Annotated in this window: 9 protein-coding genes, 1 tRNA gene and 2 pseudogenes; 3 read left to right on the plus strand and 9 right to left on the minus strand. The window is 39.1% G+C overall.

The window, feature by feature from the left end; genetic code table 11:
• Positions 1-273: 273 nt before the first annotated feature.
• Positions 274-651 carry a PBECR3 domain-containing polyvalent protein gene (locus tag SK578_RS06655; RefSeq protein ID WP_042751263.1) on the minus strand — a complete coding sequence of 126 codons (378 nt, stop codon included), beginning with the start codon at positions 649-651 and terminating at the stop codon, positions 274-276.
• A gap of 155 nt (positions 652-806) precedes the next feature.
• On the opposite strand from SK578_RS06655, the gene SK578_RS11335 reads away from it, so the two are divergent.
• The 3 genes from SK578_RS11335 to SK578_RS06670 are packed head-to-tail and all read left to right on the plus strand — an operon-like array spanning position 807 to position 2656.
• Positions 807-938 (plus strand): SPJ_0845 family protein, encoded by a 132-nt coding sequence (locus tag SK578_RS11335; RefSeq protein WP_004234728.1) that lies wholly within the window; start codon positions 807-809, stop codon positions 936-938.
• Complete coding sequence (locus tag SK578_RS06665; RefSeq protein WP_042751264.1) at positions 939-1844, plus strand: permease; 906 nt, start codon at positions 939-941, stop codon at positions 1842-1844.
• Positions 1841-2656 (plus strand): TIGR03943 family putative permease subunit, encoded by an 816-nt coding sequence (locus SK578_RS06670; RefSeq protein ID WP_042751265.1) that lies wholly within the window; start codon positions 1841-1843, stop codon positions 2654-2656. The genes SK578_RS06665 and SK578_RS06670 overlap by 4 nt, the downstream gene beginning before the upstream one ends.
• 83 nt (positions 2657-2739) lie before the next feature.
• Here SK578_RS06670 and SK578_RS06675 read toward each other — a convergent pair whose 3' ends face one another.
• The 8 genes and pseudogenes from SK578_RS06675 to SK578_RS11450 form a co-directional block, all read right to left on the minus strand.
• The gene (locus SK578_RS06675; protein ID WP_042751266.1) at positions 2740-3666 is read right to left on the minus strand and encodes a bifunctional riboflavin kinase/FAD synthetase; all 927 of its coding nucleotides are present in this window, start codon (positions 3664-3666) and stop codon (positions 2740-2742) included.
• A 142-nt stretch (positions 3667-3808) separates the two neighbouring features.
• Positions 3809-7348, minus strand: a complete 3540-nt coding sequence (gene smc / locus SK578_RS06680) for a chromosome segregation protein SMC (RefSeq protein ID WP_042751267.1) — start codon at positions 7346-7348, stop codon at positions 3809-3811.
• Positions 7339-8037 carry a ribonuclease III gene (rnc, locus tag SK578_RS06685; protein WP_000661487.1) on the minus strand — a complete coding sequence of 233 codons (699 nt, stop codon included), beginning with the start codon at positions 8035-8037 and terminating at the stop codon, positions 7339-7341. The genes smc and rnc overlap by 10 nt, the downstream gene beginning before the upstream one ends.
• Before the next feature lie 183 nt (positions 8038-8220).
• Positions 8221-8292 (minus strand) — tRNA-Arg (locus SK578_RS06690).
• 66 nt (positions 8293-8358) lie between these two features.
• Positions 8359-9345, minus strand: a complete 987-nt coding sequence (locus SK578_RS06695; protein ID WP_042751268.1) for a GMP reductase — start codon at positions 9343-9345, stop codon at positions 8359-8361.
• 171 nt (positions 9346-9516) lie between these two features.
• A complete protein-coding gene (locus tag SK578_RS06700; protein WP_042751525.1) occupies positions 9517-10833 on the minus strand; it encodes an McrC family protein in 1317 nt (438 codons plus the stop codon).
• Positions 10820-11473, minus strand: a pseudogene (locus tag SK578_RS11445) (AAA family ATPase); the annotation flags it as partial. The pseudogene SK578_RS11445 and the gene SK578_RS06700, both read right to left, overlap by 14 nt.
• A 209-nt stretch (positions 11474-11682) precedes the next feature.
• Positions 11683-12733, minus strand: a pseudogene (locus tag SK578_RS11450) (AAA family ATPase); the annotation flags it as partial.
• Position 12734: the final 1 nt, after the last annotated feature.

Consider the following 12734-nt stretch of genomic DNA (forward strand, 5'->3'; position numbering starts at 1 on the left):
CACTGTTTTTATTTTTTACAAAACACTATATAAAGCTATTTGTTGAAGTTAACGAATCAATTTTCAGAGCAAATAAAAAGACCTCAAGCCTGAGCCTGCGGTGAGTGTAATCTATTTTGAAATTTTAAACAAAAAAGGAGCATTTAAGCTCCCTCCTTTGAAATAACGGCCACTTGGCTGGTCGGTGTACCCAGCATCTCAGATACCTTTTTCAAGGTGCGGCAGGAACCTTTCTGCCCTCAAATGTCTTTCGTTAATGTTATTCTAGCACTATCAACTTTTTTTGTCAAGTTTTCTCAATCTACCAGACTTAATACGACTTTGTAACTTGAAATCTTGTAAGCGATACATGGTCGGAACATAAAAGAAATCTCCACTTTTATGTAACTTGATGGCAACAAGAACATTATCATCAAATCTTTTAACATATTCAAAACTAGCATCTTTCTCTCGTGGATTGACCCCAACGAAATCTGGATTACTTAGTATAAGTTCCAGGTCTTCAATATGATGAATCACATCATTGTGATGACGTTTTATCATATGGCTTCTTAAACCTTCTTTGTTAACCTTGATATCACTGGTTTCAAGAACAATATTAAAAATTTCTTTTACTTCATCGGTAACCTGACCGATTTTTTCATGATCCATCATTTTCTCCGTTATTCCACAACTATTATATCACAATCATAGTGTATATTAGGATATATCAAACTCTATTATTCGTTAGATACTCAATTTTAACTTTTCACTTTTCCTCAAAATAATAGTATAATAGAGGTAGAATTTAGAATCGAGGTACACCTATGGCTGTAAAATTTACAAAAACGGACGACTTGGACAAGATGTTTGAAGAGTTTGCGAAACTCCCTGATTTGAAACAAGTCACTTTCCCTGATGACAAAGAGAAAAAAGCCAAAGCAGAAAAGAAAAACTAGATGACTGCTTTCCAACAACTCCCGTCTAGTGTGCTTCAGACTGGGGCTATTTTTCTCTCTATAATCATTGAAGCCCTACCCTTCGTTCTGATCGGAAGTATTGTTTCAGGACTGATTGAGGTTTATATCACACCTGAAAAAGTTTATCATTTTCTCCCTCGCAATCGTTGGGGGAGAATCTTTTTTGGGACCTTCGTTGGGATACTTTTCCCTTCTTGCGAATGTGGAATCGTCCCCATTATCAATCGTTTTCTAGAAAAGAAGGTTCCCAGTTACACAGCCGTTCCCTTTCTTGTGACAGCACCTGTTATCAATCCCATTGTTCTTTTTGCGACCTATTCTGCCTTTGGCAATTCCTTCCACGTCGCCCTGTTACGAGCTCTGGGTTCCATTGTTGTAGCTGTGATACTTGGGATTTTTCTGGGATTTTTCTGGCAAGAACCGATTCAGAAAGAAAATCGTTTGGCCTGTCATGAGCATGATTTTTCTCACTTGAGCCCTGCAAAAAAGATTTTTCAGGTCTTTGTGCAAGCCATTGATGAATTTTTTGATACGGGGCGTTATTTGGTATTTGGATGTCTCTTTGCTTCTGTGATACAAGTCTACGTTCCGACACGCATTTTGACTTCTATCAGTGCGACCCCTCTTTTTGCCATCATACTCTTGATGCTTTTGGCCTTTCTTCTTTCGCTCTGTAGTGAGGCGGATGCTTTTATCGGTGCTTCTCTTCTTTCAAGTTTCGGTTTGGTACCAGTTCTGGCCTTTCTCGTCATTGGCCCAATGCTGGATATCAAAAATATTCTCATGATGAAAAATTACTTGAAAACACGATTTATCAGTCACTTCATTACGATTGTGACACTCGTTGTATTAGTATATTCTCTCTTGATTGGAGTCATCCTATGATACGATTTTTAGTTTTAGCTGGCTATTTTGAATTGACCATTTATCTCCATCTGTCTGGCAAATTAAACCAGTACATCAACATGCACTATTCCTATCTGGCCTATATTTCCATGGTGCTTTCCTTTATCTTGGCAATTGTTCAATTGTATATCTGGATGAAGCAAGTCAAAACCCACAGTCATCTGAACAACCGATTAGCGAAGGTGACGAGTATTGCTCTTCTAGCCATTCCACTTGTCGTCGGCTTAACTTTCCCAACTGTTAGCTTGGATTCTCAGACAGTTTCTGCTAAAGGTTATCATTTTCCGCTATCAGAAGGAACGGATCAAGCCATTCAAACAAGTGAAGGGACGACAAGCCAATATTTGAAACCAGATACCAGTTCTTATTTTTCAAAATCAGCCTATGAAAAGGAAATGCGAACTGCAGCGGATAAATACTTGTCCCAAGATAGTATTCAGATCACCAACGAAAACTATATGGAAGTCATGGAGGCTATCTACGACTATCCAGATGAGTTTGAGGGTAAGACAGTCCAGTTCACAGGCTTTGTCTATAACGACCCCAGTCATGCCAATAGCCAATTTCTGTTCCGCTTCGGCATTATTCACTGTATCGCGGATTCAGGTGTCTATGGATTGCTGACCAAGGGAAATACCCGTCAGTATGAGAATAACACCTGGATAACAGCCAAAGGAAAACTAGTCAATCACTATCATAAAGAACTCAAACAAAACCTCCCAACCTTGGAAATCGATAGCTTTACTAAAGTCGATAAACCAGAAAATCCCTACGTGTATCGAGTGTTTTAAAAAAGTAGCCTGGAAAGGGCTACTTTTTCTATTTAGAAATAAGAATCTAAAGTATGGGTAATTTTATATAAAACTCCGATTTCCTACTCAGCATCCTTCCAATTCCGAGCAATTTCTTCATCTTTCTGGAGTTGATCTACCAGTTCTTCAACAGAGTCAAATTTGACCATTTCACGGACACGGTCTAGCCAGTAAACAATAACTGTTTCACCGTAAATGTCATCTGAAAAATCAAAAATATTGACTTCAAAACGTGGCTCTTCTCCATCGAAAGTAACATTTTTCCCGACACTCGCCATTCCACGATATCTTTTACGCTGCACTTCGATATCGACTACGTAAACACCATCTGCTGGCATATAGGTTCGATCTCTTAAAACTAAGTTTGCTGTTGGATAACCGATCGTACGTCCACGAGCATTCCCATGAACAACCATTCCACGTGATGGTAGAGGGGTGCCAAGTAAATGAGCAGCTTCTCTGACATCTCCATCCAGAATAGCTTGACGAATACGAGTAGAACTAATTTTCCCCTTTTCATCCTCAACAGGAGGAACAATGATGATTTCTCCATCAAAATAATCCTTCAAATCATCCGCAGTTTTCTTATCAGAACCAAACGTGTAATCAAATCCCGCTACGATAATCGCTGGTTTTAATGCTCTAACATAGGTATCAAAGAACTCTTGACCCGTTAAACTAGCAAATTTACTACTAAAGTCAAGTAAGAAAAGAGCCTCTACTCCATGCCATTTCATCTTATGTTCCCGTTCTTCATGGCTGACAATATGAAGCATTAATTCTGGCTTGTAAGGCTGTAATGCGAGCTTAGGCGACTCTGTAAAGGTCATCACGACAACTGGTAGATATTCTTTCATAGAAGCCTTGCTAGCTACTTCAAAAAGCTTCTGATGTCCCTTATGAATACCGTCAAAATAGCCTAATACAAGAACTGTTTTATCAGGTACTGCGATGTCTTTTTCATTTTTTATAGGTACTGTTGTAATCATGAAACTATTATATCATAGAGAAAGCCTTTTCGCTAAAAGGAAATCCCAAATGTCGTCTTTTACTCCTGAACTGACCTTAAAAAATCATTCAAGATGTTAGTTTTAAAAAATAGCATCCCTAAGAGATGCTATCGTTTGGTAACTAGTCTACTGTTTCTTCCAAATCTTTTAACTTCACCGAAACAATTTTTGAGACACCTGATTCTTGCATAGTCACTCCATAGATGGAATCAGCCGCTGCCATGGTTCCCTTACGGTGGGTTACGACGATAAACTGGCTGTCCTTGTCAAAGCGGTTGAGGTAATCCCCAAAACGTTTAACATTGGCTTCGTCAAGCGCAGCCTCTACCTCATCCAAGATGACAAACGGAATAGTCTTGACACGGATAATGGAGAAAAGCAAAGCAAGAGCCGATAGAGCTTTTTCACCACCACTCATGAGGTTGAGTGATTGGATTTTCTTACCTGGTGGTTGAACAGAAATCTCAACCCCAGCTGTCAGAAGGTCTCCTTCAGTCAAAATCAGGTCAGCCTGACCTCCGCCAAACATCTGCTTGAAGGTCACTTTAAAGGACTCACGAATGGCCTCAAAGGTTGATTTAAAGCGTTCCTTAACCTCATCATTCATCTCTGTGATAGTCTCTAGGAGTAGATTTTTCGCTGATAAAATATCATCTCGCTGGCTATTTAGGAAATCCAGACGGTTGTGAACTTCTTCGTACTGTTCAATAGCTTCTAAGTTGACAGGACCCAGTGATCGAATAGCCTTCTCTAAATCTTTAACCTCTTGCTCTGCCAGATTGAGATTCTCCAACTCATGAGACTTTTCTAAAGCTTCTGTATAGCTAATCTGATACTGGTCTGTTAGCTGACTCTGTAGATAGCGCAAGCGCTCGCTGACCTTTTCTTTCTTGGCTTCAGCACGAGTTTGCTTACGAATCCACTCTTCATTCTGCTGGCGAGCCTGATCCAAATGACTAGCAATATCATCCAGTTGACCTTCAATATCATCCAACTCAAACTGCTTGCGAATCAAACCTTGTTGGAGATTTGTTTTCTGAATTTTGGCTTCATCAGCCTGTTGACTGAGCAAATCCGTATCAACTTTCTCAAGATTGTCAACTTTTTCTTGGAGAAGGCGCTGGATTTCCTCTTGTTCGATATCTAAATTGTCTAATTCCTTGCCTAGACGTTCAATATCAGCTACTTCATAACGTTTTTGTCCTTGCAGTTCTGTCTTAAGCAAGCGAGCTTGCGCTACCTCTTCCTGCAAGTTTTGATAGCGTTCTTGGATGGCGTTTTTGTTAGACTTAATCTCTTCAATCTCAGCTTCCAAATTTTGCTTATCACTGGCAATAATAGCAAGGCGTGCTTGGCATTTTTCCTTATCTGCTTGCCAATCTCCCTCAGAAAGACGATCTAATTCCTCTTCTTGGAGTTTCCAAAGAGTTTCTAATTCTTCGACTTGCTGACTGGTCTGCTGATAAGCGAGGGACAAGCCTTGCTCCTGAATACGAGCCTGCTCTCCTTGAGATTTGATAGCTTCTAATGATTCGGTCAATCTAGCCATCTGGTCTTGTAAGGTCTTCAAACTCGACTCTTCTGAACGAAGACTTGCTTCCTCTTCAGCAATTTCTTTTTGTAATTGCTCCAGTTCTGGCTTGATGAAAATACTGTTATTCTGGCGGTTGGCTCCACCTGCATAGGAACCACCTGTGCGCAACTCTGTCCCATCCAAAGTCACCATACGAACCTGATAACGAACTTGGCGAGCAGCCGCACGCGCATGTTCTACGGTATCAAAGATAGCTGTCGTGGCTAGCAAATTCTTGAAAATAGCTTCCAACCTATTATCGAATGTCACCAACTCATCTGCCATGCCCAGAAATCCTGGACTTGCAGCGATAGCATCTTGATTCTGGCTAGAAATCGTACGCGCCTTAATAGTGGTCAAAGGAAGGAAGGTTGCACGACCGGCTCTGTTTCGTTTAAGGAAATCAATCGCCTTGGTTGCCGCATGTTCATCTTCTACGATGATATGCTGACTGCTGGCTCCAAGCGCAATCTCTAGGGCAGTTTGATAATGTACATCAAAGGTCAGATGCTCACTGACTGCACCAATAATTCCACCAAGGCGATCTTTTTCTTGGAGAACACTCTTAACACCTGCATAAAAGTTACTGTGATTTCTAAGGATATTTTCCAAACTTTGGGCTCTAGCCTGCTTGTTTTTGAGACTATCCAGACGGTCAAAGAGTTGACTTTGTTGAGCTTGATAGGAAGCTTTCTGCTCCTCTTGCTCCTTGGCAATAGCTTGATAGTCGGCCAATAATTTCTGAACCTGCTCCTTGGCAGTTTCAAGCTCGTCTTTTTGCTGACTAGCCTTCTCTTTAGCTGTAGCCAGCTGTTTTTTCAGCTTTTCTAATTGATCTGCTTGTTTTTGAGAAAGCTGACGACTATTTTCCAACTCATTCTCGATACGGGTTAGTTGGTTTGACACATCTGCTTCTTCTTGTAAAAGGGCTACAAAGCGTTCACGTAGAAGCTCAATCATCTGATCAGGATCATCTGAAAAAGCCAGCAATTCAGCTTCTAAACGATTGAGTTTTTGATTATTTTGGACTAGATTTTCTTCTAAAAGTGCCAAAGAGCTTTCTTTTTCAGTCTTTTCCTGACTTAGAGCATTTCTCTTATCCTCCAAAGCAGCCAAACGGGCTTGTGCTTCCTGTTGATTCAGGGCTACTTGTTCAGATTCCAATTTCGATAGGGCTAATTTTCTCTCTAAATCACTGATTAGACTGGTCAATTCCATCAAACTGCCCTGGTCTTTGGCCATTTCAGCCTGTAAATTTTGGCGTTGCTTTTTAAGAGTTTGGTTTTCTTCTTCTAATTTTTCACGCTTTTGGTAATAACTCGTCAATAGTTCCTGAACCTGTGCCAACTCTTCTTCCGTCAACTCTAGTTCAGCCTTATTTTCCTTGATTTGAGCAACCAGCACGTCTAAATAAATAGCCTTGCGTTGACCTTCCAAATCCAGAAACTTACGAGCATTTTCAGCTTGCTTCTCAAGAGGCTTGATTTGATTATCCAACTCGTAGATAATGTCTTCTAGACGATCCAGATTATCCTGAGTTTGCTGCAGTTTACTCTCAGTTTCTTTTCTGCGAGTCTTGTATTTCAAAACTCCAGCAGCTTCTTCAAAAATAGCTCGGCGTTCTTCAGGCTTGGAATTAAAAATCTCCTCAACCTTCCCTTGAGAAATAATAGAGAAGGAATCTCGGCCCAAACCTGTATCCAAGAAGAGGTCATGAATATCACGCAGACGGACTTTCTTGCCGTCAATCTTGTATTCGCTATCACCACTACGATAGATATGGCGTTCTACCCTGATTTCTTGACCTGCATCCTTGATAAATCCATCATTATTATCCAGAGTCACAACTACAGAAGCATAATTGAGAGGTTTGCGACTTTCGGTCCCAGCAAAGATAACATCCGGCATCTTACCACCACGGAGACTCTTAACACTTGATTCCCCCAAGGCCCAACGCAGACTTTCTGTAATATTCGATTTTCCAGATCCATTGGGTCCAACAACTGCTGTCACGCCTTGGTCAAAGACGACCTTGGTCTTATCAGCAAAAGACTTGAATCCCTGAATTTCGATTTCCTTTAAATACATGAATCCAGCCCTTTCTCAACGGCATTTTTGGCAGCTTCCTGCTCTGCTAGTTTCTTAGAACGACCTTGACCTTGACCAATGCTCTTACCTTCGACAAGAACTTCTACATCAAAGACCTTATCGTGGGCAGGACCCGTTTCAGAAATCACCTGATAACGAATAGCCACATCACCATTAACCTGAAGTAACTCTTGGAGATGGGTCTTATAGTCTGTAATCATCTCAAATTCGCCTGCTTCAACCTTAGGAATCATGACTTGATAGATAAATTCCTTGACCTTGGCCACATCCTTGTCCAAAAGAAGGGCACCAAGAAAGGCTTCAAAGGCATCACCAAGAATGGTATCACGATTGCGTCCACCAGATTTTTCTTCCCCTTTACCCAGCTTGATAAACTGATCAAACTGGCAATCACGCGCAAAACCAGCCAAACTCTCCTCACGGACAATCATGGCACGGAGTTTAGACAAGTCACCTTCAGGCTTTTTAGGATATTTTTTATACAGATATTCTGAAATCAATAACTGTAGAACAGCGTCTCCTAAAAATTCCAAGCGTTCATTGTGTGAAATTTTTAAGAGGCGGTGCTCATTGGCATAACTCGTATGAGTAAAGGCAGTCTCCAGTAAATTTTTGTCTGCAAATTCGATTGCAAAATGGTTCTTTAGTACAGTTTGTAATTCTTTCATACCAACCTCTTTCTAACTGATAACAGTCCTTTTTATTATATCAAAAAAAGCCCCCTGAGTCACTTTAAAACGGGACTGGAGGTGATTTGGACATTTTATAGAATAAGATTTTTAGTTTTAGGGACAAATTTAGAGCAGTGTAAAGAAAAAAGCCCGATTAAAGGCTTTTTTAGGATGTTTACATCCACCCTGAGGGAATCGAACCCCCATCTCAAGAACCGGAATCTTACGTGATATCCATTACACTAAGGGTGGAAACTTGTTTTATTATAACAGAAATTTGCTCTAATAACAAGTTTTTTTCTGGCCATATAGCCTGTCTTAGTGGGAAGCATCCCCATTCCAGATTGAGTTTTTCACGATAACATAATCAACGTGTTTAAGGTCAGCAACCTGACGTCCACCTGCATAAGAAATAGCACTTTGAAGGTCTTGTTCCATCTCAGTTAAAGTGTCTTGCAGATGACCTTTGGCAGGAAGCAAGATACGTTTGCCTTCCACATTTTTGTAAGCACCTTTTTGATATTGCGAGGCTGAACCGTAATATTCTTTGAACTGTTCACCATCGACTTCAATCGTTTTCCCTGGACTTTCGATGTGTCCTGCAAAGAGGGAACCAATCATGACCATGCTGGCACCGAAACGGATAGACTTGGCAATATCGCCGTGAGTACGAATTCCTCCATCAGCGATAATCGGTTTACGAGCAGCCTTAGCACACCAGCGTAGAGCAGCCAACTGCCAACCACCTGTACCAAAACCAGTCTTGACCTTGGTGATACAAACCTTACCAGGACCGATTCCAACCTTAGTCGCATCCGCACCAGCATTTTCCAATTCACGTACAGCTTCTGGTGTTCCCACATTTCCAGCAATGACAAAAGTTTCAGGTAATTCTTTCTTGATGTGTTGAATCATAGAAATCACGCTATCTGCATGACCATGAGCAATATCAATCGTGATGTATTCTGGAGCATCAGCCTTGAGTTGGCTAACGAAATCATACTCATAGTCCTTAACACCGACAGAGATAGAAGCAATGAGCCCTTGATCGTGCATTCGTTTAATAAAAGGAATGCGTCCTGCTTCATCAAAACGGTGCATAATGTAGAAGTAACCACCTTTAGCCAGTTGCTCTGCTACATTTTCATCCAAAATTGTCTGCATATTAGCTGGCACAACAGGTAGTTTAAAGGTGTGATTTCCTAGAGTGACACTTGTATCTGCTTCTGCACGGCTTTTAATCACACATTTATTTGGAATCAATTGAATATCTTCGTAATCAAAAATTGGAAATTCATTTAACATATCGATGTCTCGTTTCTTTTGTAATGACCTACCTATGCTCTCGCATCACTACGCCTTTTCCGACGTTTCCTTAATTCATTATAAACTAAAGTACAGTTTCTGTCAAATAATTTCATAAATTAAAATATATTGTTCGGTTTTTATTGTATAAATAATAAAAAAGAGGAGAGATTATTTTCTCCCCACTTCGTTAGCAATATTCCTTTTAAAAATTTCTTCTGAGATTTCTATCATATTACAAAACTCACTATATGACAAGGTCGTCTTAGGAATGTGGATAGACCATTTCTTCAACACAGCTCCATAACCTGCTAGCTTTCCTATCTCACTATCAACCGCCTTTTTCTCACTCGGGAAAATAAGACCAGCCTTCTCAGCTTTTAAAATATAAGAATAGGAAATCAGCTGGAATAAGTCCTCACGGTTGATTCCTTTTTCAGCCTTTTCAAGCTTTTTATATTTAGCATCTAATACTATTTTAAGTTCTTTATGATAAAAATCTGGATATACTTTTCGTTTCCCAACAGAAAATACCGAAATACCACCTAGCTTTTCTTTATTCCGTGGATGGATGAAATCTTTTGGCAATAAGGTATGGACATACTCTTCCCAAAGCCAGGCAACATCAAAAAGAATACCATGAATTTTTTGATCTTGATATCCTAAACCGTGCTTTTCTTGGTTTAGGATCATCAGACAAAGTTCTTGTAACTTTCTGTACTCGTGAAAGTATGCATGACGTATCGGTTTAGATTGATTTACCCGAATAATCTTAGCACGATCAGCTAGTTTATAAGAAGGCGTTACACGCACGATTTCAGATACGTTTTCACGACTAGTTGAGAGATTATCTAGCACCCCTTGACCAATGCTTTTCTGGTTCTTAATGTATTCAATAGTGTGACGAACCAACTGCATGAGGGGATTATCATAGGTGAACTCTCTCGTTGTGTAGGCAATATTTCCCGTGAAAGGAAGATTTTTCTTGAGATGGTTTCTTACATCAATCACTCCCTTAACATTACTGTCATTATGAGAAAATCGATGGTATTCCTTATAAAGACCTTTACGAATAGCAGCTTGTAGATACTTGGGGAAGAGATACATCAAAAGTTGATAAAGCCTCTCTTCACGAGACAAAGCAACATCTAAACTAGTGAGATTGATATGAAGAACCTTGTGTAAGAGATAATGCAAAAAATGGTCATTACTCTCATCAGAAAAGCGAGAGGAAATCGTTAATCTTTCCTGACCACATCCCAGAAAACCAATCACATTTCCAGTCTTGATTTTCTGATTAACTGTTTCAAAGATTTTTTGGTCCTTTTCTAAGTCAGAAGAATTCTTCAAATCATTTGGAAAAATGAAAACACGTTCATCTTGGGATAGACTTTCCAAGGTTCTGTCTAAAAGAAGATTGCTTAGTTTAGGATATCCTTCAACAAATTCTTCTTTAACAATCTTGTGTTGATTATCAGTAATCCGCATCATCGTTTTCATCGCCTTCATTGTCATCAGCTACTGCCTGATCTTTTTGCTCATTCTTTGTCAGATCAAATGCCTTCTTCAATGTTTCAAGAATTTCAGCTTCTTCATAAGAACCACGTATATAATCTTCCAAAAGCGGTTTGAGATAATCAGACCAGAGTAATTCATAGTCAAAATCTACATCATTCAAATCAAGGAAATAACTTGGCCCGATATGGTAATGACTGTTTAATTCCTGAACGTTTTCAATAGCAGCATTCAAGTTTCTTAGTCGAGTCTTAGCTTCTTCAGCACGATTACCTAGTTCTTTATCTAGAATATAAAGTTGACTTTCAGCCGTAACTTCAACAAATCGGAAACGACGACGCATAGCAAAATCAAAGGTATCTACTGAACGGTCAATGTCATTCATAGTGCCGATGATATAGACATTTTCAGGGATATAAAACTTTTCATCAGTTTCGTGTAGATTAGCATATTGGGTAGAAACACTTCCCTTTTCACCACGATAGCCTTTATCAATTGAGAAAAAGAGTTCTCCAAAAATCTTAGAAATCTCACCACGGTTGATTTCATCGATGATGAAGACGAATTTCTTGTCTGTGTCAATCGTTGGAGATACATAATCACATAATCCATAACTTTCTTTCATGTGATCCAAAACAATGTTTTGATAAGTTTCGTACTTTAAATTAGTATCTTCACCCTTGTACAAAAGATACACTTTTTCTTTGGTAGCAACAGGAGAATCAAATTTCACATTCCCTTGACTATTTAAACTGGCTGGAACAGAACTACGAGGAAAGAAGTATTGTCCTTGCTTTTCATTGATAGCATCCGTTAGCTTAGCCCACGTTTCCTCAAAATTATCTTGTCCTCCAGTTTTCTGAGCTTCTTTCGCCCTCTGACAGAACTTCTTAAAAATACCATCCTCTAGCTTAAACTCAATAGCTCCATCCCCATTTGATACCGGTCTCAGCCCCTCTACAAAATCCGTATAGTCATAAGATGGGTGAAACTGTACAAAGCCGATTTGCTCCTCATGACCTTCCGTTAAATCTTTAGCAATTTCTTTAGCAAGATAAGTTTTTCCTGTACCAGGTGCACCTCGGAGGATTAGGTTTTTGGATTGTAGTAGAGTTTGAGTTAATTGATGACGAAAATTGTTTGATGAATCCATTGTACTATTTTCTTCCTTATTTTCCATAAAGAGCTTAGAATACTCAAAAAGCATAGTTCCTAATTTCGATGGCTCCAACTCAGGATAAGTTTTGGACAACAGGTCAATTATTTTATGATTTTGCAGATAAGGTCCACCTTGAGTTGTTTGAGAAACAAAGTGGCTCCAAAATTCTTTTTGACTATTAATATTTACACCAAAGAAAGGATATCCCTCAGAATAGATACAAAGTAATTTTGTCACCATAGCAGAACGACCAACAAATTCATTTGTTGATCTTTTCATATCAAAAATAGGATTTTCAAAATTAAAACGAATACCTTCTTTGATAATTTCATACAAATCTGATTTTAATTTTGAAAATCGCTGATCCAACTCTGAAAGCGGAATGACTTTATTACCTTGATCTTTATAACTCTTTGTTTTTTCATTCCAATAAATCCCGAATTTTGAAGCTGAGCCACCAGAAATTCCAAGAAATAGATTTTTGTATTTTCCCTTCTCAAGAGCGTAGCACAAAGACTTATTTTGCTGTCCCTTTCCTATTACATATTCATCGATTGACATTGTTAAAATCCTATTCAAAGGCCATTCCTGGAGAAACTCTTCTTTTAATTTATCATTAAACTTTTCACCAGCAGTTGCCTTATTTAATAACTCTTCTTTATTTAGACTATACCATTTATAAAAATCTTCTAAACTAACTTTTCTTTTATTCATC

It is taken from the genome of Streptococcus mitis, assembly GCF_000722755.1.
GTDB classification, from domain to species: domain Bacteria; phylum Bacillota; class Bacilli; order Lactobacillales; family Streptococcaceae; genus Streptococcus; species Streptococcus mitis_CM.